The sequence below is a fragment of the Streptomyces glaucescens genome, assembly GCF_002154375.1.
GTDB classification, from domain to species: Bacteria; Actinomycetota; Actinomycetes; order Streptomycetales; family Streptomycetaceae; genus Streptomyces; species Streptomyces glaucescens.
The window spans coordinates 1-25,767 of the sequence record NZ_MUND01000008.1; the positions used below are offsets into that span (position 1 = coordinate 1).

General features: G+C 72.8%; 16 protein-coding genes and 2 pseudogenes. 13 read left to right on the forward strand and 5 right to left on the reverse strand.

The genetic code is table 11. From position 1 onward, the window contains the following. Positions 1-276: pseudogene (locus CCN42_RS00580) on the reverse strand (SAM-dependent methyltransferase); the annotation flags it as partial. Between the two features lie 201 nt (positions 277-477). On the opposite strand from CCN42_RS00580, the pseudogene CCN42_RS46005 reads away from it, so the two are divergent. Then, positions 478-716 (forward strand): annotated as a pseudogene (locus CCN42_RS46005) (IS701 family transposase); the annotation flags it as partial. 179 nt (positions 717-895) lie between these two features. Then, positions 896-1,864 carry an aldo/keto reductase gene (locus CCN42_RS00585; protein ID WP_086732559.1) on the forward strand — a complete coding sequence of 323 codons (969 nt, stop codon included), beginning with the start codon at positions 896-898 and terminating at the stop codon, positions 1,862-1,864. Positions 1,865-1,889: 25 nt separating this feature from the next. Here CCN42_RS00585 and CCN42_RS45830 read toward each other — a convergent pair whose 3' ends face one another. Both CCN42_RS45830 and CCN42_RS00600 read right to left on the reverse strand, forming a co-directional pair. Then, on the reverse strand, positions 1,890-2,192 hold the full coding sequence (locus tag CCN42_RS45830; RefSeq protein ID WP_339384489.1) for a DUF4232 domain-containing protein: 303 nt from the start codon (positions 2,190-2,192) through the stop codon (positions 1,890-1,892). Positions 2,193-2,608: 416 nt separating this feature from the next. Beyond that, positions 2,609-5,011, reverse strand: coding sequence for a SpoIIE family protein phosphatase (locus CCN42_RS00600; RefSeq protein ID WP_086732562.1), 2,403 nt, complete (start codon positions 5,009-5,011; stop codon positions 2,609-2,611). A 293-nt stretch (positions 5,012-5,304) separates the two neighbouring features. Between CCN42_RS00600 and CCN42_RS00605 the strand changes: the two genes are divergently transcribed. The 10 genes from CCN42_RS00605 to tgmB all read left to right on the forward strand — a co-directional run bounded on the left by CCN42_RS00605 (position 5,305) and on the right by tgmB (position 22,719). Continuing rightward, entirely contained in the window at positions 5,305-9,573 is a 4,269-nt protein-coding gene (locus CCN42_RS00605) for a HAMP domain-containing protein (protein ID WP_086732563.1), read from the forward strand. 316 nt (positions 9,574-9,889) lie between these two features. Next, a complete protein-coding gene (locus CCN42_RS00610; protein ID WP_086732573.1) occupies positions 9,890-12,355 on the forward strand; it encodes a SpoIIE family protein phosphatase in 2,466 nt (821 codons plus the stop codon). 201 nt (positions 12,356-12,556) lie between these two features. Then, positions 12,557-14,794, forward strand: coding sequence for a glycoside hydrolase family 9 protein (locus CCN42_RS00615; RefSeq protein ID WP_086732564.1), 2,238 nt, complete (start codon positions 12,557-12,559; stop codon positions 14,792-14,794). Between the two features lie 144 nt (positions 14,795-14,938). Next, positions 14,939-15,184 (forward strand): hypothetical protein, encoded by a 246-nt coding sequence (locus CCN42_RS00620; protein WP_043505614.1) that lies wholly within the window; start codon positions 14,939-14,941, stop codon positions 15,182-15,184. A gap of 2 nt (positions 15,185-15,186) precedes the next feature. Further along, positions 15,187-15,564: a toxin Doc gene (locus CCN42_RS00625; protein WP_086173059.1), complete on the forward strand. Its 378-nt coding sequence runs from the start codon at positions 15,187-15,189 to the stop codon at positions 15,562-15,564. A 384-nt stretch (positions 15,565-15,948) separates the two neighbouring features. Then, a complete protein-coding gene (locus CCN42_RS00630) occupies positions 15,949-17,529 on the forward strand; it encodes an RICIN domain-containing protein (protein ID WP_086732565.1) in 1,581 nt (526 codons plus the stop codon). A 367-nt stretch (positions 17,530-17,896) separates the two neighbouring features. Further along, the gene (locus CCN42_RS00635; protein WP_086732566.1) at positions 17,897-20,812 is read left to right on the forward strand and encodes an AfsR/SARP family transcriptional regulator; all 2,916 of its coding nucleotides are present in this window, start codon (positions 17,897-17,899) and stop codon (positions 20,810-20,812) included. 347 nt (positions 20,813-21,159) lie between these two features. Further along, positions 21,160-21,378 carry a hypothetical protein gene (locus tag CCN42_RS00640; protein ID WP_086732567.1) on the forward strand — a complete coding sequence of 73 codons (219 nt, stop codon included), beginning with the start codon at positions 21,160-21,162 and terminating at the stop codon, positions 21,376-21,378. Between the two features lie 124 nt (positions 21,379-21,502). Further along, entirely contained in the window at positions 21,503-21,751 is a 249-nt protein-coding gene (gene tgmA / locus CCN42_RS00645) for a putative ATP-grasp-modified RiPP (RefSeq protein ID WP_086732568.1), read from the forward strand. Further along, a complete protein-coding gene (gene tgmB / locus CCN42_RS00650; RefSeq protein WP_086732569.1) occupies positions 21,751-22,719 on the forward strand; it encodes an ATP-grasp ribosomal peptide maturase in 969 nt (322 codons plus the stop codon). Before tgmA ends, tgmB begins: the two co-directional genes overlap by 1 nt. 42 nt (positions 22,720-22,761) lie before the next feature. Here the strand turns inward: tgmB and CCN42_RS00655 are convergent, their stop codons facing one another. Both CCN42_RS00655 and CCN42_RS00660 read right to left on the reverse strand, forming a co-directional pair. Beyond that, the gene (locus CCN42_RS00655; RefSeq protein WP_086732570.1) at positions 22,762-23,754 is read right to left on the reverse strand and encodes a 2-hydroxyacid dehydrogenase; all 993 of its coding nucleotides are present in this window, start codon (positions 23,752-23,754) and stop codon (positions 22,762-22,764) included. After that, positions 23,751-24,920, reverse strand: coding sequence for a lactate 2-monooxygenase (locus CCN42_RS00660; RefSeq protein ID WP_086732571.1), 1,170 nt, complete (start codon positions 24,918-24,920; stop codon positions 23,751-23,753). Before CCN42_RS00660 ends, CCN42_RS00655 begins: the two co-directional genes overlap by 4 nt. A gap of 506 nt (positions 24,921-25,426) precedes the next feature. Here CCN42_RS00660 and CCN42_RS00665 point away from each other — a divergent pair. After that, positions 25,427-25,767: subtilase-type protease inhibitor (locus CCN42_RS00665; RefSeq protein WP_086732572.1), on the forward strand; the 341-nt coding region annotated here is incomplete at its 3' end.

Sequence of the window (25,767 nt, forward strand, 5' to 3'; positions counted from 1 at the left end):
GTCGAAGACGGTCACCCGCGCGCCCGCCGCGGCCAGCACCGGACCCTGCTGCCCGCCGCCGGAGGCGAGGCAGAGCACGTCGCGACCGGCGATCTCCGGCGGGAACCAGGTCGGGTCGACCGGCTCGTACCCGATCAGGACGATGGACCACTGGCCGGCCCGCGCCTTCGCGATCACCTCGGGGCCGACCGGGCGTGACCACTCGTTGCCCTGCTCCACCTCGCGGTCCCAGGCGAGGCGGTTGTGCGCGACGGGGTCGACGGGAGTCTGGCTCATGCGCCGCACTCTAGTACTGCAACGGTGCATGCTTTTATTGCCGACCAGTTGGGGGGTCTGTCCGCGTCGTTCGTAGTGGCTGAGGCGGGCCTGGTGTTGTGGTCTGCGTCGCCAGGTCGGCCAGTGCAGGATGTGGTCGGCGGGTGCCGGCCGTCGGTCGGTGAAGCGGGTGACCAGGTGTCGGATCCCGGCGAGACTGTGAACGAATGCGGCCTCGACCAGTACGAAGTCCTCCGTTACCCGGGCTGGTAACGGCCCATCATCCTGGCCATGCTCGCCCACGCGTTCCTGGCCGCCCTCGCAGCCCAGCCCACTGAAAGGCGCGCCGCAGAAACGAGCCACCAGCACCATCCACTGCACCATGGCAGAAGTCCGCCGACTCCTGGACGCTCCGCTGCCCCGCCCCACACCCCGCCTCGGACCCGTTGCACATGCCCTGAACCGGTCCCTCCGGCGCAGAGGACACCGAGCCACGGCCCGCCGCTGCCACTGTCGTGGAGTACTGGAACCTGTACGGCCGTTCCCGTCGTTCCGCACGAAGGCAGGCGGGAATGGCCGGACAGGCCCCCAGGAATGCGTACGCTCCCTGGTGAGTCTCTCGACGGCAGGAGCAGCACCGATGCAGTATGTGAAGCTCGGTTCGACCGGCCTGGACGTCTCCCGGATCTGCCTGGGCTGCATGACGTACGGCCTTCCCGACCGTGGCGTGCACGAGTGGACGCTCGACGAGGAGGCCTCCCGGCCGCTCATCCGGCAGGCCGTGGAAGCCGGGATCACCTTCTTCGACACCGCGAACGTGTACTCCGACGGCACCAGCGAGGAGATCGTCGGCCGGGCGCTGCGCGACTTCGCCCGCCGTGACGAGATCGTGCTGGCGACGAAGGTGCACGGCCGGATGCGGCCCGGCCCGAACGGCGCGGGTCTGTCCCGCAAGGCCGTCATGACCGAGATCGACCACAGCCTGCGCCGCCTTGGCACCGACTACGTGGACCTCTACCAGATCCACCGCTTCGACCCGCACACCCCGGTCGAGGAGACGATGGAGGCCCTGCACGACCTGGTGAAGGCGGGCAAGGTCCGCTACCTCGGGGCGAGTTCGATGTACGCCTGGCAGTTCTCCAAGATGCAGTACACGGCCGAGCGGCACGGCTGGACGAAGTTCGTCTCCATGCAGAACCACTACAACCTCCTCTACCGCGAGGAAGAGCGCGAGATGCTGCCGCTCTGCGCGGACCAGGGTGTCGGCGTGCTGCCGTGGAGCCCGCTCGCCCGCGGCCGGCTCACCCGCGACTGGGGCACCGTCACCGACCGCAGCTCCCGCGACAACTTCGGCAGCACCCTCTACCAGGAGGGCGACCACGCCATCGTCGACGCCGTCACCCGGATCGCCGCCGACCGCGGCGTCCCACGCGCCCAGGTGGCCCTCGCGTGGCTGCTGCACCAGGAGACCGTGGCGGCCCCCGTCATCGGCGCCGCCAAGCCGCACCACATCGAGGACGCGGTGGCCGCGGTCGAACTGGAGCTGACCGACAAGGAGATCGAGGAGCTGGAGCGCCCCTACACCGCGCATCCGATCGCCGGGCACTGACGGACCCGGTGCCCCTGACGGGTGCTCAGGCACCGGGCCCCGGCCGCAGCACCGTCAGGGACACCGTCGACTCGTTGCCGCCCACCGGCACCTCGCCCGCCGTCCATGGCACCCGCAGCGGCTCCCGCTCGTCCGGCGGGGTGACCAGCGCCGCCGGCGTGGCCGTACGGGCCCCGCTGATCTCGGGGCCGGCGTACGACAGCCCGGCCCACGCGCTGCGGCCCGGCGCCGGCGTGACCCGCGCGGGCGACTCGGGCTCGCGCCGCGGGTCGGGGCCCAGCTGCCGTCCGGACGCGTCGACGAAGGCGGCGCCCGGGAAGCCGTACACGGTGCAGGTGCGGGCGGAAGTGTTGGTCAGGACGAGCGGGTGGTTCTCCTGCCCGGGTCGTCGCGGCCCACCGACGCGCGCAGCTCAGAGGTGCGGCAGCGGGTGCCGTGGGGGGCGGGGGACCGGGCGTCGGACGGCGTGGTGGTGGCGGAGGGCTTCCCGGCCGGGGGCGCGGAGACGGCGACGGAGGTCTCCGCGGCGGGTGGCGCCGACACCACGGACGTCTTCGCGGTGGACGGCGCCGAGACGGCGGTCGCCGCGGGGCCCGTGGCCGTGCCGCGGGCGCAGGCGGTCAGCGCTCCGAGCGCGGACAGCGCGACGGCGAGTGCCGCTCGACGTACGGACGTGATGACGGAGGCGAGGGCGAGGACGGACGGGCCATGGGGGCGAGGTGCCCCGTCCCCGGGCCGGGATGCCTACTCCTCCTCGAAAAGGGCCATTTCCGCCCAGATCGTCTTGCCCTCGGGGGTGTGCCGGCTGCCCCAGCGCTGGGTGAGCTGCGCGACCAGCAGCAGCCCCCGGCCGCCCTCGTCCCAGGTCTTGGCGCGGCGCAGATGCGGGGCGGTGTGGCTGGTGTCGGAGACCTCGCAGATCAGCGTGTCCGCGTCGTGGATCAGCCGGAGCCGGATCGGGTGCGAGCCGTACCGGATGGCGTTGGTGACCAGCTCGCTCACCACCAGCTCGGTGGTGAAGGACGCCTCGGTCAGCCCCCAGGTGCTGAGCTGTTCGAGCACCTGCTTGCGGATCGGCGCGACCAGCGCCGGGTCGGCGGGGATGTCCCAGGTTGCCACCTGGGAGGCGGGCAGTCCATGGGTGCGGGCGACCAGCAGGGCCACGTCGTCGCAGGAGCCGCCGGGCGGCAGCACGGCGTGCAGGATCCGGTCGCAGGCCTCGTCCAGGGAGCCGGGGCCCGCCGAGCCGGAACCCGTCGGTCCGGCGCCCGACGCCAGCGCGTCGAGCAGCAGCCGCCGCCCGGTCCCCTCGGCCCGCCCCGGGCTGTCGACCAGGCCGTTGGTGAAGAACGAGAGCACGGTGCCCTCGTGCAGATACAGCTCGGTCGCCTCGAACGGCAGTCCGCCCAGGCCCAGCGGCGGACCGCCCGGCACGTCGAGTTCCCGGGGCGCTTCACCGGGCGGCACCACGATCGGCGCCGGATGCCCGGCCCGGGCGAGCGTGCAACGCCGGGACACCGGGTCGTAGACGGCGTACAGGCAGGTCGCGCCGACCTCGCCGGGGCTGCCCTCGCCGCCGGACTCCTCCGACAGCCGGACCACCAGATCGTCGAGGTGGGTGAGGAGCTCGTCGGGCGCCAGGTCGATGTCGGCGAGGGTGCGCACCGCGGTGCGCAGCCGGCCCATGGTGGCCGAGGCCGGGATGCCGTGCCCGACGACGTCCCCGACGACCATGGCGACCCGCATGCCGGACAGCGGGATCACGTCGAACCAGTCGCCGCCGACCCCGGCCCGGGCCGCGGGGAGGTAACGCGAGGACGCCTCCAGGGCGGCCGTCCTCGGCAGGGTGCGGGGCAGCAGGCTGCGCTGCAGGGCGAGCGCGGTCTCGCGTTCACGGGAGTACCGGCGGGCGTTGTCCACGCAGACCGCGGCGCGGGCCGTGATCTCCTCGGCCAGCATGACGTCGTCCGCGGAGAAGGGCTCCGGCCGCTGGGAACGGCTGAGGACGGCGACACCGAGGGTGGTGCCGCGGGCCCGGATCGGTACGGAGATCGTGGAGTGGAAGCCGTACCGCCGGTAGAGGTCGCGGCGGTCGGCGTCCTGTTCCAGCCATCGCTCCAGGGTGCCGTCCCCGAGGGACGCCACGATGGTCCGGCCCGCCAGCAGCGAGTCCGCCTGGGGGGAGGCGGCGGGGTGCGACTCCACGTCCCCGGGCCTGGCCATCGCCTCCGGGCAGCCCGGATTCACCGACTGGTGCGCGACCCGGCGCAGCGACACCGGCGCGGAGATGCCGTCCGACGGCGGCGCGCCCGTCTCGGGCGGCTCCAGCAGGTCGACGCTGACGAAGTCGGCGAGCACGGGGACGCAGACATCGGCCAGCTCCTGGGCCGTACGGGTGACGTCCAGGGTGCTGCCGATGCGCACGCTGGCCTCGTTCACCAGCTGCAGCCGCTGCCTGGCCCGGTGGTTCTCGGAGATGTCGTGGGCGGCCAGGCACACGCCCCGCACCCGCCCCTCGGCGTCGATGACGGGAGCCATCCGGGCCAGCCAGGCGTGCGCCCGGTCCTCGCCGCCGCTGCGCAGGAAGGTCTGGACGTCCTGTGCCTGCCCGGTGCTGAGCACCTGGAGGAGGTGCCGCTCCAGCTCCTCGTTCTGCGGTTTCCCGCCCAGCTCGGAGATCCTCAGGCCCTGGGCGCGCTCCGCGGGGAGGCCGATCACCCGGGCCATGGCGTCGTTGAGCGTGTGCAGGCGCAGGCGCTCGTCGTAGACGGCGAGGGCGCAGGGGGACTGGATGAGCGACGCCGCGTTCAGCGGGTCGTCGGGGGAGCGGGGGGCGGAGGGCTCCAGCGGGGTGACGACGAGCCAGTGGCCGGGGCCGCCGTCGGCGGGGCGGCGGTGGTGGGCGAGCAGCCACACGTCCTTCGTACGGCCGCCCTGGAGACGCAGAGTCACCGTGCCGTGCCAGCGGGGACCGCTCACCTCGGGGGCGGAGTCCGCCAGCAGCCGGGCGGCGGGCCGCCCCACGACCTCGTCGGCCGTCCAGCCGAGCAGCCGCCGGGCGCCCTCGTTCCACTGGATCACAATGCCGGCGTCGTCGATGACAGCCCGGGCCGTCGCGGCCTCGTCGAACGGGTACTCCGGGCTCATCGTCGCCACTCCATCGCGCATACTCACCGTTACAGGCGCGTCACTTCCGTTCCAGCGTAGTGCGTCGGGCTCCCCCGTGGACGCGAACCCGCGGCCGGGCGGTGTCACGGTCGCCGGGGCGGAGCGGCGGGAGCGTACGGGGGCGGACCATTGTCCCTCAAGGGGGCGGAGAGTGTGGAGGCGGGGGGAAGACTTTGTGCGAGCCGACGGGGTTGTTAGCCTGCGATGTATTTCGCGTTCGGACAGATCGATGATCCGTCGGCATTGCCCCTGGGAGGGGAACGAGGGTGCGCATGACCAGCAGCACGGGCGAGGTCGCGGAGACCGTGCCGGGCGACCAGGAACTCAGGATGCTCCTGGCCGGCCTGACGGCCGTCCGGGACGGTGACTTCGGCACCCGCCTGCCCGAGGACGCCGACGGGCTCATGGGCGACATCGCCACCGTCTTCAACGGCATGGTCGACCAGCTGTCCGTCTTCACCTCCGAGGTGACGAGGGTGGCCCGTGAGGTGGGCACCGAGGGCACCCTGGGAGGCCAGGCGGAGGTGCCGGGTGTCTCCGGCACCTGGGCCGACCTGACCGACTCCGTCAACGCCATGGCGGGCAACCTGACCACGCAGGTCCGGGACATCGCCCAGGTGGCGACGGCGGTGGCCAAGGGCGACCTCTCGCAGAAGATCGACGTGCCCGCGCGCGGCGAGATCCTGGAGCTGAAGGAGACCGTCAACACGATGGTCGACCAGCTGTCCGCGTTCGCCGACGAGGTGACGCGGGTGGCCCGCGAGGTCGGCAGCGAGGGGCGCCTCGGCGGCCAGGCCAAGGTGCCCGGCGTCGCGGGCGTCTGGCGCGATCTGACCGACTCGGTCAACCTGATGGCGGGCAACCTGACGTCCCAGGTCCGCAATGTCGCACAGGTGACGACGGCCGTGGCCAAGGGTGATCTCTCGCAGAAGATCACCGTGGACGCCCGGGGCGAGATCCTGGAGCTGAAGAACACCATCAACACGATGGTCGACCAGCTGTCCGCGTTCGCCGACGAGGTGACGCGAGTGGCCCGTGAGGTGGGCACCGAGGGCCGTCTCGGCGGCCAGGCGGACGTCAAGGGCGTCAAGGGGACCTGGCGTGACCTGACCGACTCGGTGAACTTCATGGCGGGCAACCTGACGTCCCAGGTCCGCAATGTCGCCCAGGTCGCCACCGCGGTCGCCAAGGGTGATCTCTCGCAGAAGATCACCGTGGACGCCCGGGGCGAGATCCTGGAGCTGAAGAACACCATCAACACGATGGTCGACCAGCTGTCCGCGTTCGCCGACGAGGCGACCCGGGTGGCCCGCGAGGTCGGCACCGAGGGCCGTCTCGGCGGCCAGGCGCACGTGCGCGGGGTCTCCGGCACCTGGAAGGACCTCACCGACAACGTCAACGTGATGGCGTCGAACCTGACCAGTCAGGTCCGCTCCATCGCCCAGGTCGCCACCGCGGTCGCCCGCGGTGACCTGTCGCAGAAGATCACCGTCGAGGCCAAGGGCGAGGTCGCCGCCCTCGCGGACGCCATCAACACGATGGTCGACACCCTCTCCGCCTTCGCGGACGAGGTGACGCGGGTGGCCCGTGAGGTGGGCACCGAGGGCCGCCTCGGCGGCCAGGCCCAGGTGCCGAACGTGGCCGGCACCTGGAAGGACCTCACCGACAACGTCAACTCCATGGCCAACAACCTCACCGGCCAGGTCCGCAACATCGCGCTGGTCACGACGGCGGTGGCCCGGGGTGACCTGTCGAAGAAGATCGACGTGGACGCCCGCGGCGAGATCCTCGAGCTGAAGACGACCATCAACACGATGGTCGACCAGCTCTCCGCGTTCGCCGACGAGGTCACCCGCGTCGCCCGCGAGGTGGGCACCGAGGGCCGCCTCGGCGGCCAGGCCGAGGTGGAGGGTGTCTCGGGCACCTGGAAGCGGCTGACCGAGAACGTCAACGAGCTGGCCGGGAACCTGACCCGGCAGGTGCGCGCCATCGCCGAGGTGGCCAGCGCCGTCGCCGAGGGCGACCTGACCCGGTCCATCACCGTGGAGGCGTCCGGCGAGGTCGCCGAACTCAAGGACAACATCAACTCCATGGTGGAGTCCCTGCGCGAGACCACCCTGGCCAACCAGGAACAGGACTGGCTCAAGACCAACCTCGCGCGGATCGCCGGCCTCATGCAGGGCCACCGCGACCTGCCCGTCGTGGCCGAACTCATCATGGACGAGCTGGTCCCGCTGGTCTCGGCCCAGTACGGCGCGTTCTACCTCGCCGAGGACGGCGAGCAGGGCCCCGAGCTGCGGCTCGTCGGTTCCTACGGCCGCCCCGAGGACGACGCGCGCCCCGAGCGCATCCCGTTCGGCCGCTCCCTGGTCGGCCAGGCCGCCCGCAGCCGCCGTACCATCGCCGTCGACCAGCTGCCGTCCGACTACGTGACCATCTCCTCGGGCCTCGGCCGGACCGTGCCGACCACCCTGCTCCTGCTGCCGATCCTCTTCGAGGACCACGTCCTCGGCGTGATCGAGCTGGCGTCCGTCACCCGCTTCACCCCCATCCACCAGGACCTGCTGGAGCAGCTGCGGGAGACGATCGGCGTCAACGTCAACACCATCCTGGCCAACGCCCGCACCGACGAACTGCTCGGCGAGTCGCAGCGCCTGACCGCCGAGCTCCAGGTCCGGTCGGCCGAACTCCAGGCCCAGCAGGAGGAGCTGCAGCGCTCCAACGCCGAACTGGAGGAGAAGGCCTCGCTGCTGGCCACGCAGAACCGCGACATCGAGGCGAAGAACCTCCAGATCGAGCAGGCCCGGCAGGAACTGGAGGCGCGCGCCCAGCAGCTGGCGCTGGCCTCGAAGTACAAGTCGGAGTTCCTGGCCAACATGAGCCACGAGCTGCGCACCCCGCTCAACAGCCTGCTCATCCTCGCCCAGCTGCTCGCACAGAACCCCTCGCGCAACCTCACCCAGAAGCAGGTGGAGTACGCGGGCATCATCCACTCCGCGGGCTCCGACCTGCTCCAGCTGATCAACGACATCCTCGACCTGTCCAAGGTCGAGGCCGGGAAGATGGACGTGGCGCCCGAGCGGGTGTCGCTGCGGCAGCTCATCGAGTACGTCGAGGCCACCTTCCAGCCGATGACGACGCAGAAGGGCCTGGACTTCAAGGTGACCACCGCGCCCGGTGCGCCGAGCGATCTGGTCACCGACGACTCACGACTGCGCCAGGTGCTGCGCAACCTCCTGTCGAACGCGGTGAAGTTCACCGAGCAGGGCAGTGTCGAACTCGTCGTCCAGCCCGCCGCGTCCGAGGAGGTGCCCAGAGGGGTCCTCAACGGCGGCCCCGTCGTGGCGTTCAGCGTGAAGGACACCGGCATCGGCATCCAGGAGCAGCAGCTGGAGGCCATCTTCGGCGCCTTCCACCAGGCGGACGGCACCACCAGCCGCAAGTACGGCGGCACGGGCCTCGGTCTGTCCATCACCCGGGAGATCGCCCACCTGCTCGGCGGTGCCGTGACCGTGGACAGCACGCCCGGCCGGGGCAGCACCTTCACCCTGTACCTCCCGGTCACCCGCCCGGACTTCGAGCAGATCGCCGACCGGGCGCCGGAGCGGCCGGAGATCCTGCCCGCCGCCGAGAACGACCTCGACATCCCCGTCGCCCCGCGCCCGCGCGCGGCGGCCCCGCGCCGGCGCCGGCTGCTCGTCGTGGAGGAGCGGCCGCGCGGCCTGCTCACCCTCGTCGCCGAGAGCGTCGTCGCGGACGTCGCCCGGCACAGCCCGGACGAGGCCGTGCCGCGGCCGGTGGTGGACCTGATCACCGCCGTCGGCGCCCAGGAAGCGGCCGGCTCACTGGCCGCCGATCCGTGCCACTGCGTCGTCCTCGACCTCGACATGCCCGACGGCGAGGCCGCACGGTTCCTGGAGGCGCTGCGGGGCGACTCGGCGCTGGCCGACGTCCCCGTCCTGGTGCACAGCAGTCACCACACCGACAGGGCGGCCCAGGTGCTGCGCCCGCACGCCGATGACGGCGCACTGGAGGTCCTCTCCAGCCTCGACGAACTGCGCGAACGCATCGCGCTGCACCTGTCGGCCGAGGAGCCGGGCGACGTGCTGTCCCTGGTGCGGGGCGAGGAGCGGCAGGAGGTGCCGCAGACCGTCGTCGACGACTCCTTCGCCGGGCGGACCGTGCTCGTCGTCGACGACGACGCGCGCAACCTCTTCGCGCTCAGCGGGATCCTCGAACTGCACGGGTTCCGGGTGCTGCACGCGGAGGACGGCCGCAAGGGCATCGAGACGCTCCTCGCCCACCCGGACATCGACCTGATCCTGATGGACGTGATGATGCCGGAGATGGACGGCTACACCGCCACGGCGGAGATCCGCAGAATGCCGCAGTTCGCCGAACTGCCCATCATCGCCGTCACCGCCAAGGCGATGCCGGGCGACCGTGAGAAGTCTCTGGCGTCGGGGGCGAGCGACTACGTCACCAAGCCCGTCGACACCCACGACCTGATCACCTGCGTCCGGCGCTGGCTGTCCCGGTGAACGCGCCGCAGCCCGCCCTCGCACCCCGCCGGAGCGGGGCCCGCCCCGACGTTCGCGTTCCCGCGGCGCCTCGCCAAGGAGCATCCCCACTGTGACCACACCCGGCAGTCCCGACGAACAGCACGGCCTCGAGCCGCGCCCGGCCGCCGCCCCGGCACCACCGCCGCGCGCGACGCCCGAGCCCGGCCCGGCCGCTCCACCGGCCCCGGTCCCGCCCGCGCCGCAGCCCGACCCGGCGGGCGCCGTCACGCCGTCGGCAGGCGTCGGCGCGGCGGGCGCCGTCGCGTCCGCGCCGGGGTCCGGTGCGGCCGGCGCGGTGGAGTCCGCGCCGGAATCCGCCGGGACGGGCACCGCCCCGGCGTACGCGCCCGCCGGCGCGGGGACGGACGGCGGCGACGCCGGTTCCGCCGTCTCGCCCGGCCGGGTCCTCAATCTCGCGGGTGTCGCCGCGACCTCGCCCGTCGGCAGGCTCGCCGCCACGGTCGAGCGGCTGCGGCGGGAGGTCCGGGCGGCGCACGCCGAGGCGGAGGGGCGGGCGCTCGTCGAGCTCGCCAAGGGCATCCTGGTGGAGCGGCTCGGCTGCGGCCCGGCGCAAGCCGCCCGGCAGCTCGCGGAGCTGGCCGAGCAGGCCCGGATGAGCCCGCTGGAATTCGCCGTGGAGGTCATCAACCAGGCGGCCCGGGACCGGGTGGCGGAGGCCACCGACGCCTTCCTCGCCGCCGCCACCGGCGCTCGCGCGGAGCAGCGGGAGCAAGCCGCCGTACGCCTGCGCGCCGCGGAGAGCGCGGCGCTCGCCGCACCCGACGCGCAGGCCGTCGTCGGCTCGCTGCTGGAGCACGCGCTGCGCCCGCTGGGCGCGGTCGCCGTGGCCCTGTGGGCTGCCAATCCCGACGGCTCGCTCAGCCTCGCGGGCAGCGCCGGGTTCGCCCCGGCCGAGGCGTCGCGGTGGCGCTACGTGCCGCCGGACGTGGCGACGGTGGGGCGCCGCGCGCTGACCGAGCGCAGCGGCCAGTGGATGGGATCGCTGGCGGAGACCGGGCTGCCCACGATCGGCCGGAACGCCCACCCGGACGGTGGCCGGGTCGCCGTGCCCGCGGGTACCGGAGGGCGCATCCACGGGGTGCTGGAGATCGCCTGGCCCGCGCCGCTGGAGCCGCAGCCTCCGCAGGTGGTCCGCCAGGTGGAGGCGCTCGCCGAGCTGTGCGCCCACACCCTGGAGACCTACGCGCCCCGCGCGGACGCGGTGCACGAGCCACGGATCATGCCGGACACCGCGGAGCTGATGGACCTCGCCGACGGGCTGCACGACCCGGCCCTGGTGCTGGAGCCGTATCTCGACGACTCCGGGCGGCTCGCGGACTTCCGCATCCAGCACGTCAACACCCGCTTCCTGGATCCGGCGGGCCGGCCCCGGGCGGTGGTGAGCGGGGCCCTGCTGCTGGAGGCGTACCCGATGACCGCCGGGGGGAGCGAGCTGTTCCAGCGCATCGAGCGGGTGTACGCCACCGGCGAGCCGTTCCGGGCCCGGCGGACGCGGCTGACCGCGCTGGTGGACCAGGTGCCGCTGTCGGCGGTGGCGGACATCAGCATCAGCCGGCACGGCAACAGCGTGCTGCTGATCTGGCGCATCGAGGACGAGACGGCCCGGCTGGCGAGCCTGCTCCAGCACGCCCAGCGGCTCGGCCGCGTCGGCGGGTTCGAGGAGAACCTGCTGACGGGCGACATCACCTGGAACGGCCAGATGTTCGACCTCTACGGCCGTCCCGCCACGAGCCCGCCGGTGCCGCTGGAGGAACTGCCCGCGCACGCCCATCCGGACGACGCGGTGACCATCGGCCGCTTCCTGCGCACGCTGCTGCACCAGCGGCGGCCCGCGTCCGCGGCCTTCCGGTTGCAGCGGCCGGACGGCGTCACCCGCCACATCCGCGTCGTCGCCGAGCCGGTCCTCGACACCGACGGCCGGCTGTTCGTGGTCCGGGGCGCCTGCCAGGACATCTCGGCCCAGCACTGGACGGAGGTGGCCCTGGCGGCCACCCGCGACCAGCTGGCGCACACCGAGCAGCAGGCCGCCGAGCGCAACCGGCTGGCGCTCCAGCTGCAGCACGCGATCATGCCGCCGACCCATGCCCCGCTCCAGGTGCCCGGCATGGAGGTGGCGGTGCGCTACCGCCCGGCGGAGACCGAGAACCTGGTGGGCGGCGACTGGTACGACGCCGTCGTCCTGCCGTCGCGGCGGGTGCTGCTGTGCGTGGGGGACGTGGCGGGCCACGGGATAGAGGCGGCGACGAGCATGGTCGTCCTGCGCAACGCGCTGCGCGGCCTGGCCGTCACCGGGGCCGGGCCCGGCCAGCTGCTGTCGTGGCTCAACCTGGTGGCGCACCACCTCACCGGTGCCGTGACCGCCACGGCCGTGTGCGCGCTGTACGACCCGGAGGAGCGCACCCTGCGCTGGGCGCGGGCGGGCCATCTGCCGCCCGTGCTGGTCCGCGGCGGCGAGGCCGCACCGCTGCCGCTGCTCAAGGGGATGCTGCTGGGCGCCGTGCCGGACGCGCCGTTCGAGGAGGGCGAGGTGCGGCTCGCGCCCGAGGACACGCTGCTGATGTACACCGACGGTCTGGTGGAACGCCGCGACAGCTCCGTGGAGGAGTCGCTGACCCATCTGCTGAGCACGGCCTCCCGTACGGCGCCGACGGCGCTGGACCAGCAGCTGGACCGGCTGCTGACGTACAGCAGGTCGGACACGGACGACGACACCTGCCTGGTGGGCGTCCGGGTCGGCTGAGGGAGATCCTGCTCCGGACTGCCGCGCCCGGCCCGGGCCGGGCGCGGCAGTCCGGAGGAGTCGTTGGTCGAACCAGTCGAACCAGTCTCCTCCGGACCGTTGACGGCATGTCATGACTCCCACAACGATGGCCTGCGTCCGCAACTTGGGAGCGCTCCCACCACCGTGGGGCGCCACCCGCATCTCCCGAGGAGCCCCGACGTGAAACGACGCAGAACCGCCGCGCTGCTGTCCCTGACGGCACTCATCGGCACGGCGCTCACCACCGTTCCGGCCCAGGCCGACGAGGTCGAGCAGGTCAGGAACGGCACCTTCGACACCACCACCGAGCCCTGGTGGACCTCGAGCAACGTCACCGCCGGCCTGTCCGGCGGGCGGCTGTGCGCCGACGTCCCCGGCGGCACGGCCAACCGCTGGGACGCCGCCGTCGGCCAGAACGACCTCACCCTGGTGAAGGGGGAGTCGTACCGCTTCTCCTTCTACGCCGACGGAACCCCCGCCGACCACACGGTCCGGGCCATCGTGGGCCTCTCGGCGGCCCCGTACGACACCTGGTTCGAGGTCAGCCCGCAGCTCAGCGTCTCCGGCAACAGCTACTCGTACACCTTCACCTCGCCCGTCGACACCACCCAGGCCCAGGTCGGCTTCCAGCTCGGCGGCAGCGCCGAACCCTGGCGGTTCTGCATGGACGACGTGTCGCTGCTCGGCGGGGTGGCGCCCGAGCCGTACGAGCCCGACACCGGGCCGCGGGTCCGTGTGAACCAGGTCGCCTACCTGCCCGCCGGGCCGAAGAACGCCACCCTCGTCACCGACGCGACCCAGCGGCTGCCCTGGCAGCTGAAGAACGCCGACGGTGCCGTGGTCGCCCGCGGCTGGACCGTGCCGCGCGGCACGGACGCCTCCTCCGGGCAGAATGTGCACTCCGTCGACTTCGGCGCGTACCGGACCCGCGGCAAGGGCTTCACCCTGGTCGCCGACGGGCAGACCAGCCGCCCCTTCGACATCGGCACCGGCGCCTACGACCGGCTGGCCACCGACGCGGCGAAGTTCTACTACACCCAGCGCAGCGGCCTCGCGATCCGCGACGACCTGCGACCGGGCTACGGCCGCCCGGCCGGCCACGTCGGCGTGGCTCCCAACCAGGGCGACACCGACGTGCCGTGCCAGCCGGGCGTGTGCGACTACCGGCTCGACGTCTCCGGCGGCTGGTACGACGCGGGGGACCACGGCAAGTACGTCGTGAACGGCGGCATCTCCGTCTGGGAGCTGCTGAGCACCTACGAGCGCGCCCGGCACGCCCGCACCGGCGAGGTGGAGCGGTTCCGTGACGGCACGCTCGCCATCCCGGAGAGCGGCAACAAGGTGCCCGACCTGCTCGACGAGGTGCGCTGGGAGCTTGACTTCCTGCTGAAGATGCAGGTCCCGGACGGGCAGCCGCTGGCCGGCATGGCCCACCACAAGATCCACGACGAGAACTGGACCGGGCTGCCGCTGCTGCCGAGCGACGACCCGCAGAAGCGCGAGCTGCACCCGCCGACCACCGCGGCGACCCTGAACCTCGCGGCCGTCGCCGCCCAGGCGGCCCGGCTCTACAAGCCCTACGACCCCGAGTTCGCGGCGCGCGCGCTCACCGCCGCGCGCAAGGCCTGGGCGGCGGCCGAGGCACATCCCGCCGTGTACGCGGACGAGAACGACGGCATCGGCGGCGGCGCCTACCCGGACCGGGCCGTCGACGACGAGTTCTACTGGGCGGCGGCCGAGCTGTACCTCACCACCGGCGAGCCGCGGTTCGCGGACCACGTCCTGAGGTCCCCGGTGCACACCGCCGACATCTTCGGCCCGCTCGGCTTCGACTGGGCCCGCACCGCCGCGGCCGCCCGTCTCGACCTGGCCACCGTGCCGAGCAGGCTGCCCGGCCGGGACAAGGTCCGCCAGTCCGTCGTGAAGGGCGCCGACCGCTATCTGGCCACCCTGAAGGCCCACCCCTACGGTCTGCCGTACGCCCCCGAGGACAACAAGTACGACTGGGGCTCCACCCACCAGGTGCTCAACAACGCGGTCGTGCTGGCCACGGCGTACGACATCACCGGTTCCGCCACGTACCGTGACGGCGCGGTCCAGACCATGGACTACATCCTGGGCCGCAACGCGCTGAACATCTCCTACGTCACCGGCTACGGCGACGTGAGCGCGCAGAACCAGCACAGCCGCTGGTACGCCCGCCAGCTCGACCCGAAGCTGCCGAACCCGCCGGCCGGCTCGCTGTCCGGCGGCCCGAACTCGAGCATCCAGGACCCGCTGGCGCAGAGCAAACTGCAGGGGTGCGTCGGCCAGTTCTGCTACATCGACGACATCCAGTCGTGGTCGACCAACGAGATCACGATCAACTGGAACGCGGCCCTGGCCCGGGTGGCGGCCTTCGTGGCGGACCAGGACTGAACACGTTCGTATAGGTGCCCGAGGGGTTCGAATGTGAGAGGCATCTCGCCGATCTCGACCGCTTTCGAACCTCTCGGTACCGTTCACCGACCTCTCTGAGCTGGGGATATTTACGAGTAAGTACCCGCGCGGTACCGTGAGGCCATGCCAGCCCTCAACGTGGAGTTCAGTGAGCGCGAGCTGGAGGACCTGCGGCAGATCGCCAAGGAGCGCGGGACGTCGATGAAGGCTCTCGTCCGTGAGGCCGCCGCGGCCGACATCGCCCGGCACCGGGCCCTGAAAGAAGGCGCGGAGGCCTTCCGTCGCTTCTTCACCGCCCACGCCGACGAATTCGCGGCAGCCTTCCCCGATGACGAGCCGCCCGCCGGCGGCGAGGGACGGGCCGCCTGACGATGGCATCCGTCCTCCACATAGACGTGCCCTGGCTGCTCCAGCGGCACGAAGAGGTTTTGCCGGACCAGCCGACCATCAACGACTTCTCCGCGCTCGTCGCGGCCGTCGCCCGGCACCGCGTCGACCCGCCCCGGCTCGGCGTCGACTCCGACCCGGCCTGGCGGGCCGCCGCGCTGCTGCACACCCTCGCCCTGCTGCGCCCGCTGCCCTCGGCGAACGCCCGCTTCGCCTGCGCCACCGCCGTGGCCTACATGTTCGTCAGCGGCGCCGGCATCGACCCGCCCTACGGCGCCCTCGTCGACCTCGCCCGCGACCTGATGGACGGCAGGACCGACGTCTACGGAGCGGCCGACCGGCTGCGCTCCTGGCAGATCTGACGGCGCCACGGCGCGGCTCCCGCTCCACCGGCGAGTTCCTCCGCTCTCCGGGGGAGGCCCGCCGACCGAGGGCGGGAGGAACGGCGGGCCAGGAGCGTGCGTGCCGCCCTCGTCGCGGGCACCGGTCCCACACGGAGTGCGGGTGAAAAGCGAATGGCGGGGCGCGGGGCGCGAGTTGCCGCCGATCTGACTTCATTTCAGTGTGGCTGATGTTGCCCGATCGCCTTGTTGCGCACGACTCGGTTGTGCGAAGGTGATCCACCGGGAATTTCTGCTCCCGATAGCCCGCCAAAAAGGTATGCACCAAGTCCGGCTTCCACGTCCGGCTCCTTTCGGCGAACAGAACTCCCGGCTGTCCCATATACGTGGGAAGGAAACCGCTCAGTGCTCACCCCCCACCCCGCTCCACCGCCGTTCCCCGACGGCGTCCCCGGCCCCTCCGACGAGAGTCTGGCCGCCCGGCTCAGCGGCGTCCCGGACGCCGAAGTCTCCCAGGCCACTGCCCAGTTGCTGGCCCGTCACTGGCCGTCCGCGCACGCCTACGCGAGCATCTGCCTCGCGTCGAACGCGCAGGTCGCCGCCATGGTCACCGCCGCCGCCTGCCACCAGGTCCTGGACCGGCTCACCCTCGGCGACAGCGGCGTCGCGCTGCGCCCGCGGCTGCTCGTCACCGTGCGGGACACCGTGCGGCAGTGGTCCGCCGAGGACCGAATAGCCTCCGCCCTCCCCGAGTTGCGGAAACCCGCCGGCGGACGCGGTATGCGCGCCGCCAAGTCCATGACACCGGAAAACCGCAAGCTCGCCGAACGCGCTTTCCACGAGCTTCCCGGCCCGGCCCGCTGTCTGCTGTGGCACACCGAAGTCGAAGCCGAACCGCTCGACTTCCCCGCCGCGCTGCTCGGCATGGACACCGACACCGCGGCGATCACCCTGGAACAGGCCCGGGAGAAATTCCGGGAAGGCTGCGTCCGCGCCCATCGGCAACTCGCCCCCGGTCCGGACTGCCGTTTCTACAACCGCTTGCTGGACGTGCCGATCCGGCGCGGCGGCGCCCTGCTCCCCGACGTCCAGGACCATCTGGCCGAGTGCCGGCACTGCCGGGACGCCGCGGACCAGCTGAGCCACGTCGAGAACGGACTCGGCGCACTGCTCGCCGAGGCGGTGCTCGGCTGGGGCGCCCGCCGCTACCTCGACTCCCGGCCCGGCCGCACCCAGCACCGCCCGCGCACCCGGGGCACCCGCCGCGCCGGACGCCCCCGCGTGCTGCCCAGGTTCCCCGGCGCGGCGGCCCGCTCCGCCCGGGCACTGCGCACCGGTGTCGGCATCGCCTCCGCCGGACTGCTCGCGACCGTCCTCGCCACCAGCCTGTCGTACGACGGTGACGCGGACCCCGCGGCCTCCGCCGGCGCGGCCGACCGCGGCGACTCGGCCGTCCCCGGCACCGGTGCGGTCACCGTGCCCCCGGACGCCGCCCGGCTGCCGAGCGCACCTCGGCAGACCAGGTTCCGCAACGCGGCCACCGGTCTGTGCCTCGACATCCGGGGCGAGCCGAAGGCGGGCGCGGAGGCCGGACCGGCGGCCTGCTCGGAGGAGTGGACCCAGCAGTGGTCGTACGAGGACGACGGACTGCTGCGCTCTGTGGCCGACCCGGGGCTCTGCCTCGACTCGCACGCGGACGCCGGGGTCGTCATCCTCGGCACCTGCGCCGACGCGGACGACGAGCGCGGGGACGACGTGCGCTACGAACTCACCCCGCGGGGCGAGCTCCTGCCCCGCTGGGACGAACAGCTCGCCCTCGCGCCCGCCACCGACGCGCCCGGCGCCGACCTCGTCGTCAAGGTCCGCGACGGCTCTCCCGCGCAACGCTGGTCCGCCGACCCGGCCACCACCGAGGCGGACTCCCTCTCGGCCGCCGAAACGATCTCCGCGACGGCCCGCCAGGCTGCGCTGCCGGAGGCACGCTAGCCGCGCCGGACCGGAACTGGGCAGCGTCTCGCCGGCCAAGTGGCCGACCGGATGAGGGCGTCGGCCCCGGTATCGGCGGCGAGGCGGACGTCGGGGTGCCGGTGGCCGCGGCTGCCGGTCGTCGCGGGCCGACGCCCTGCCCTTGCTGGGCGACGGAGACAGTGGTCGGCGGCGTCGTACCAGCGGTGGACGGCGGCCCTGTCCAAGCGGCAGGGCCGTTCCCGGCGTCGGCTCGGCCCCGCGCGCCGGCCGCGCGTTCGGGGATGGTCGCCTCGGTGCGCCGAAGGCAGAGGCCCTTCGAGCTGGACTCGGGTGAGCGCCAAGACGCCACCTGGGCCCGCGAGAGACGCGGACATACACTTTCCAGGTGCCGTCGAAGGGGCAGTTGGTGACGGGCTGCGGCCGGCTTCGCTTCGCCGTGCTCGGGCCGCTGCGGGCCTGGTGCGGTGATGTCCGGCTGGACCTCGGCCCCGTCCGCCAGCAGGCGCTGCTGGCGGCGCTGCTGCTGCGGCCGGGCGTGACCGTCAGCCGGCAGCAGCTGCTCGACGGAGTATGGGGTCCGGAGCCGCCCGGTACCGGAGCCAAGGTGATCCCGGTCTACGTGCACCAGCTGCGCAGACGCCTGGGCCCCGAGGGAGGGGGCCCCGCCGGCTCCCCGATCGTGACCGAACGGGGTGGCTACCGCTTCGACCCACGCGACGTCTCGACGGACGTGGCCCGGCTGAGGGAGATCCTCGCCGAGGCGCGCGCCGCGCGGGACTCCGGTGACCTGGCCGCCGCGGTGAGCGCGTGGTCCCGCGCCCTGGAGCTGTTCCACGGCGATCCCCTGGCCGCCGTTCCCGGGCCGTTCGCCGAGGCGGAGCGGCTACGGCTGGCGGAGCTGAGGCTCGCGTCGGTGCACGACAAGGCGGAGTGCCAGCTGCGGCTGGGCCGCCACAGCGAGGTCGTCGGCGAGCTGTTCGCCCTGTCGGAGACGCATCCGCACAACGAGTCCCTGGCCGCCCTGCTGATGCGTGCCCTCTATGCCGGCAACCGGCAAGCCGACGCGCTGTCCGTCTTCGCCAAGGTGCGCCGCCGTCTGGTGGCGGAACAGGGGACCGAGCCGGGCGGTGAGCTGCGGCGGGTCCATGAGGCGGTGCTGCGCGCCGACGAGACTGTCCTCGCCGGCGCGTCGCCACCCACGGGCCGACCGACGGGCCGGGGGCCCGCGACCGTTCGCCCGCGACGGCGCGCGCGGGACGAGCTGCCGGTCGAGGTCAGCGGTTTCACCGGGCGGAGCGAGGAACTGGAAGTGCTCCTCGGGCCGGCCGATGAGCGGGTGGTGACGGTCCGTGCGGTGGAGGGCATGGCCGGAGTCGGCAAGACCGCGTTGGTGGTGCGCGCCGCGCGTGCCATGCGGGACCGCTTTCCGGACGGCTGCCTGTTCGTCGACCTCCGTGGTCACCGCGAGGGGTGCGAGGCAGCGGTCCCGCAGCGCGTGCTGCACCGATTGCTGCGGGCAGTCGGCGAGATCGGTGAAGGCGAGGACGGCCCGGCCGATGACCTCGACGGCCTGACGGCGTCATGGAGAGCGGCGACCGCGGCCCTCCGGCTGATCCTGGTGGTCGATGACGCCCCCGCCGCGGGACAGGTGCTTCCGCTGCTGCCCGCCGGTCCGGGCAGCGTCGTGCTGGTGACCAGCCGTCAGCGGCTGACCGGGCTGGACGCCGACCGCAGGATCTCGCTGGCGCCGCTGGACATGGAAGAGGCAGTGGCCCTGCTGACCCACGCGGTCGGCGGCCCGGGCTCCGCTCCGGAGCGTGCGGCGGTGCGCGAGCTGGCCCGCCTCTGCGACCGGCTGCCACTGGCACTGCGTATCGTCGGGGCGCGGATGCAGAACCGGCCCTTGTGGGCGGTGCGGCGCATGACGGCCCGGCTGGCCGACGACGAGCACCGTCTAGCTGTGCTCGCGGCCGAGGACCGCAGCGTGGAGGCGGCCTTCCGGGTCTCCTACGAGCAGCTTCCGGAGGCGGAACGCCGGGCGTTCCGTGTGCTGGGCCTCTCACCCACCGTGGAGTTCGAGCGGCTGGCGGTGGCCGCCATGCTCGGCATCACACCCTCCGACGCCGAAGTCGTCCTGGAGCGCCTGGTCGAGGTGAATCTCGTCCAGCAGACCGTCACGGGCCGCTACCGCCTGCACGACCTGGTCGCGGTCTACGCCCGGCGCGTCGTCGCCGCGTACCCCGCGGACGTCGCGGCGGCCCGGACCGGGGTGTTCCGGCTCTACGTGCTCGCCGCCCGCCGCGCCAGTGACTGGGGTCCCTTCGCCTTCCCCACCGGCCCGCGGGCGGACACCGCACCCTTCGCCGGCTGGGAGGAGGCGTCGGCGTGGCTTGACGCTGTGGGCGGCGAACTGGTCGACGTGGTCGCCCGGGCGGCGGCCGTGGGCCACGTGGACGACGCCTGCCGGCTCGCCGAGGGACTGTGCGACTACCTCACCCGGCAAGGCCGCTACCACGAGTGCCGGGCCGCCGTCGAGAAGGTGCTGCCGCTCGTGGACCAGGCCACCGACCGGCGCATGGTCTCCGAACTGCGCACCTGCATGGGCATCGCGCACGGGCTGCAGGGCCACTACGAGGAGGCGCGCCGCTGGCTGGGCGACGCCCTGGAGATCAGCCGCCGCACCGGAGACGTGGTCGAGCAGGCCCGGGCCCTGGGGTCCCTCGGTATCTTCGCGAACGCGGCAGGGGAACCGGCCGAGGCCGCCGCGCTCCTGTCCGCGTCGGCGGACCTCGCCCGGGGCGCGGACGACGACTGGCTCACGGTGATGTACCTGGCCAACGTCGGCGCCGTCCACCATCAGACGGGACGGCTGGAAAAGGCGCAGGAGTGCTACGAGGCGTCGGTCGGCATCGCCGAGAGGATCGGCAGACCCAGGATCCTGAGCAAGACGCTGTTCCGCCTGGGGACGCTGCGACTCGACCGTGGGCGGTACGCGGAGGCCGCCGACGCGCTCGGCAGGGCTGCCGGACTCGCCGAGCGGGTGGGGGACATCCCGCTGTTCGCCGCGGTCCTCGGCCGACTCGCCACCGCCGAGGAGTGCCTCGGCGATCTCTCTCGGGCGGCGGAGTTGCACGCCCGAGCTCTTGCGGCGGTCGGAGAACGGCCCGGCACCGCGCTGAAGGCCGAGATCCGCAACCGGCTGGGCTGGCACCAGGCCGAGACGGAAGACCTCGCCCGGGCCCGCGACCGGTTCGAGCGGGCCGTCGCCCGCTCCCGCCCCGCATCCGGCGAGTTCGCGTAGCCCAGGCGGACACGCGCCGCTGCGGTGAGCGGCGAGTGGCGACGCACGCCTGCGCGCCTCGGTCACGACCGCCACCCCTCATCCCCTTGTCGCGCCGCCGCCCCCGACTGGTCGCTGAACCGGGATTTCATCCTCTTTTCAACGCCCCTCGCCAGGATGAACACATCGCCGCACACCCTTCGGGCCGCTCCGGAGCCATCGTGCGGCGAGGACTGCGTGAGCAAGGCGCTTGGAGCGGGCCCCGGCCGGCAGTCCGGGAGACGCGTCGGTGTCGTGCCGGCCGTCTTCTCTCCGGAGCGAACCGCGACCAAGAGGACCGACTTATGGGGCTGACGCATGCGTGGCGTATGCAGCGGGTCATTTCCAGTGCCAGAACCGCCTACGACAGGGGTGATCCGACGTTCCTCGCCGGGTTCGACATCGACCCCCGCGCCCGAGTCTCCATGAAGGCGGTCCGCAAGGAGATCGACAAGATCATCACGGCGGTCGAGGCGATCGGCTGGGAGTGCGTCAGCGTGCAGCCGTTCCTCGCCTCGGTCCACATCGAATTCGTCCGCGGCGCGTGAGGACGCCGCCGCGCCTGCCCGGGCCGCGAGCGACACCTCGCCCGGAGCGGCCATGAAGACCTCCGACCTCCCCGGACAGGGGAGGAGCATCCGCACGAACAGCCGAGAGCGAGGGAGTGGGACGATGGACACGCCGAACCCCGGCGCCCCCTGGGGCATCACCCGCATGGCACCCTATGCCGAGACCGGCGCGGTTCCCCCGCGCACCGTGGTGATCGACCCCGAGACGCAGATCGCCGGCATCGTCGACGAACACGGCCGCAGGATCGAAGTGCACAGCCACCACACCGGCAGCAGCACGTCGAGCTCCACGAGTACGAGCACCGCCGACAGCTACGACTCCGACAACGCGTCGGACTCCGACAGCGACTGATGACGGCAGGCCCGAACGGGTCGGTGCTGGTGCTGACCAGCCCCGACGACGTGACCACCGACCTGGTGCTGCGGATCCTCGCGGAGCGCCGGGTCCCGGTGGTGCGTCTCGACCCCGGCACGGACCTGCACAGAGGTGCCGCGCTGACCGCCACGTACCGTACGGGTGATCAGCGCGGCACCCTGCGCACGCCGAGCCGCGAGCTGGACCTCACCGAGGTGCGCTCCGTCTGGACGCGTCGTCCTTCACCCTTCGACGGCCCGCCCGGACTGGACGGAGGAGAGCGCCGGTTCGCCGCCTCGCAATCCCTGTGGGGCGTCGGCGGCATCCTCGCGTCGCTCGACGGAGCCCACTACGTCAACCACCCGTGGAGCAACCGGGCGGCGGAGCACAAACCGGCCCAGCTCGCCGCCGCGCAACGCTGCGGCCTGCGGGTCCCCAGCACGCTGATCACCAACGACCCCGAGCAGGCGCGGGCCTTCGCCTCCCGGCAGACCGGCCAGGTGGTCTACAAGCCGCTCTGGAACACGCCCTGCACGGTGGACGGCCGGGCACACCAGGTGTGGGTGCGCGAGGTGCTCCCGCACGAGATCACCGCCGCCGTGTCCCTGTGCCCGCACCTGTTCCAGACCAAGGTGGCCAAGGCGTTCGACGTACGTCTCACAGTGGTGGGCGAGCGTCTGTTCGCGGTGCGGATCGACAGTCCCGATCTCGACTGGCGGCGGCGGCAGTCCCTGATGGAGTGCACGCCGATCGCCGTTCCCGACCGCGTCGCTCGCTCGGTGTCCGCCTACCTCGCCGTCTTCCGGCTGGTCTTCGGCGCGTTCGACTTCGCCGTCACGCCGGCCGGCGACTGGTACTTCCTCGAGTGCAACCCCAACGGGCAGTGGGCGTGGCAGCCCGACTCGGTCACCGACTCGATCGCCCGTGCCCTCGCCGACCGGCTTCAGGAAGGCCCCGGAGCGTGAACGCTCCGCTCGCGGCTGCGGCCCGGTGCGGGGCGGCGTCGTTCACGTCCCGGGACCGGGGACCACCACGTCCCGGGGTACTCCGCCGGCGAGGAAGTCCGACGCGTTGCGTACGGCGGCCATGGCGATGCGGACGACCGTTTCACGGGTCACGCCGGCGGCATGGGGTGAGAGGACGACGTTCGGGGCCTTGAGGAGGCGCAGGGCCGGGGTGGGCGGTTCGGGGTCGAAGACGTCGAGCCCCGCCCCGGCCAGGGCACCCCGCTCCAGCGCGTCCGCGAGCGCGTCCTGGTCGATCAGCGCGCCGCGGGCCGTGTTCACCACGAACGCCGTCGGCTTCAGCAGGGCGAGGCGTTCGGCGTCCAGCAGATGCCGGGTCTCGTCCGTGAGCGGGGCGTGCAGGGTGATGTAGTCGGCGGTGCGCAGCAGTTCCTCCAGCGGGACGTGCAGGGCACCGCCCAGCCGTTCCTCGGTCTCCGGCGCCGCCCTGCGCCGGCCCGCGTACACCACGGTCATGTCGAACGCCGCCGCCCGCCGGGCCACTTCCCGTCCGATCTGCCCGAGCCCCACGATGCCGAGGGTCTTGCCGGACAGCTCGGTGAGGCTGCGCTGCAGACGCGGCAGTGCCCAGTCGGCCTCGACCAGGGCGTTGTGCGCGGGGACCAGCCGCTTGGCGAGGGCGAGCAGCAGGGCGAAGGTCTGTTCGGCGACGTTGCGTGCCTCCGCGCCGCTGGAGCCGATGGTGCACACGGTCACCCCGCGGGCCCGCGCGGCGGACGTGTCGACGTAGTCGTAGCCATGGCTCGCGCACTGCACCAGCGCCAAGTCCGGAGCGGCAGCAAGGTGTTCGGCGGTCACCGGGGCGAGCGCCGTGACGATGACCCGGGCCGCGCGCAGGGCGGCTCGATCCTCGTCGGTGGCCTCGACGACGGTGACGTCCGTCTCGGCGGGGAACAGCCGGGCGAGCCCCGCTCCGGCCGTTCGGCCGCCGATGTGGGGCGGGACGACCGCGAGCACGTTCTGCCGGGCGCTCACGCTCCGTCCTCCGCGAGGGCGGCGGCCGTCACGGTGCCGGGCGTGGCGTGGCCCGACAGGGCGAGGGTCAGGTCGAGTTCGGCGAGCAGACAGCGGATGACGTGCTCGACGCCCGCCTGCCCGTCGAGGCCGAGCCCGTAGGCGTACGGCCGTCCGACGAGCACCGCCCGCGCGCCGAGCGCGAGCGCCTTGACGATGTCGTCGCCGGTGCGGATGCCGCTGTCGAACAGGACGGTGAGCCGGTCCCCGACCGCCTCGGCGACCCGGGGCAGCGCGTCGGCCGCGGCCACCGAGCCGGCCACCTGACGGCCGCCGTGGTTGGACACCACCACTCCGTCCATCCCGGCCTCCGCGGCGAGCCGGGCGTCGTCCGGGTGCAGGACGCCCTTGAGGACGATGGGCCCGTCCCAGTGCTCCCGCAGGAAGGCCAGGTCGGGCCAGGTCTTTCCGGGATCGGCGAACATGCCGACGAAGTGCAGCACGGCCGCGTTCGGGTCCTCGTGCACCGGCTTGGCGAGACCGGCCCGGAAGGCGGGGTCCGTGAAGTAGTTCGCGGTGCCGACGCCGTGCAGGAACGGCAGGTACGCCTGGTCGAGGTCGCGGGGCCGCCAGGCGAGCAGCGGGGTGTCCAGCGTGACCACGAGGACGCTGAACCCCGCCCTCTTCGCCCGGTCGAGGAAACTGCGCGTCACCTCGCGGTCCTTGGCCCAGTACAGCTGGAACCAGCGCTCCGCGTCGCCCATGGCCTCCGCCACCTGCTCCATCGGCGTGCTGGACGCCGAGGACAGGATGTACGGCACGCCCTGCGCGGCGGCGGCCCGGGCGGCGGCCGGCTCGGCGTCGGGGTGCAGGATGGACAGCACCCCGACCGGGGCGAGGGCCAGCGGGGCGGGCAGCGCCCGGCCCAGCACCTCGACCGACAGGTCGCGCTCGTGGACGTCGCGCAGCATGCGCGGCACGATCCGGCGCCGCCGCAGGGCCGCCCGGTTGGCGCGGGCGGTGCTGCCGTCGCCGGCGCTGCCCGCGACATAGCCGACCGGTCCGGGGCCGAGCCGCTGCTCGGTCAGCTCTTCGAGCCGGGTCAGGTCGGTGGGCAGCCGGGGTATCGCTCCCGTCATGCCGCCCAGGTAGATCTCGTACTGGAAGTCCGCCCAGTGCTTGGCCATCCGTCCGCCTCTCGCCGTCGAGCCTGCGTCGAACGCGACCATACCGGCCGGTACGCCGTCGTGGGATCAGCCGGTGCGCACGGACTCCCGCAGCGTGCGGGGGCCGTTCTCGGGAGAGCCGGCGACCGTACGGCCGGGATCACGCCCCGGGCCGGAGGGCGGTTCATCCATCTTCCGTGCGCGAAGTGGATGGTTCGACCACCTCCGGCTGAACGCCGGGCGTCCTGCGGGGGCCGGTGTGCGACAGATTCGGAATGTTTCAAGCCGATTAACGAGGCCCGTGAAACCAGCCATTCGGCCACTCGAAACGATCAAGATCCGCGCAGATTGGCGATTGGAACGTTCGAACACTGTCACTTCACGCCACTGATTCAATACGCAAGGTTACCGAAACCGATGGGGTCGATGTGAGTTTCGGCGGCGGACTCGGCAGACTCGCGCTCGCCGGTCGGCACTCACCGCGTGCGGTCCGGCACTCAACGCAATCGAGCGGAAGGAAGCACGCAATGCGGAACTTCGCGCGCCGGGCAGCGACCCTCGCCCTCGCAGCCACCGCGCTTGCCGCGCCCATGGCCGGGACCGCGCAAGCGGCGCCCGCCACCCTCTACGCCCCCTCCGCCCTGGTCCTGACCATGGGCCACGGCGAGACCGCGATCGGAGTCACCCCCGAGCGCGCCGTGACCCTGTCGTGCGCCCCGAGGCCGTCCGGCACGCACCCGGACCCCGTCTCGGCCTGCGCCGAACTGCGCCGCGTCGACGGTGACTTCACCGCCCTGGGGAGCGAGAGCGGCATCCTGTGCACCCGCGAGTACGACCCCGTGGTCGTCACCGTCGACGGTGTCTGGCA

What these genes read in the sequence shown, in the direction of transcription:
- CCN42_RS00585 (WP_086732559.1), top strand. Translation starts at nt 896, where the DNA reads ATGCAGTATGTGAAGCTCGGTTCGACCGGCCTGGACGTCTCCCGGATC.
- CCN42_RS00600 (WP_086732562.1), bottom strand. Translation starts at nt 5,011, where the DNA reads ATGAGCCCGGAGTACCCGTTCGACGAGGCCGCGACGGCCCGGGCTGTC.
- CCN42_RS00605 (WP_086732563.1), top strand. Translation starts at nt 5,305, where the DNA reads ATGACCAGCAGCACGGGCGAGGTCGCGGAGACCGTGCCGGGCGACCAG.
- CCN42_RS00620 (WP_043505614.1), top strand. Translation starts at nt 14,939, where the DNA reads ATGCCAGCCCTCAACGTGGAGTTCAGTGAGCGCGAGCTGGAGGACCTG.
- CCN42_RS00625 (WP_086173059.1), top strand. Translation starts at nt 15,187, where the DNA reads ATGGCATCCGTCCTCCACATAGACGTGCCCTGGCTGCTCCAGCGGCAC.
- CCN42_RS00640 (WP_086732567.1), top strand. Translation starts at nt 21,160, where the DNA reads ATGCAGCGGGTCATTTCCAGTGCCAGAACCGCCTACGACAGGGGTGAT.
- tgmA (WP_086732568.1), top strand. Translation starts at nt 21,503, where the DNA reads ATGGACACGCCGAACCCCGGCGCCCCCTGGGGCATCACCCGCATGGCA.
- tgmB (WP_086732569.1), top strand. Translation starts at nt 21,751, where the DNA reads ATGACGGCAGGCCCGAACGGGTCGGTGCTGGTGCTGACCAGCCCCGAC.
- CCN42_RS00660 (WP_086732571.1), bottom strand. Translation starts at nt 24,920, where the DNA reads ATGGCCAAGCACTGGGCGGACTTCCAGTACGAGATCTACCTGGGCGGC.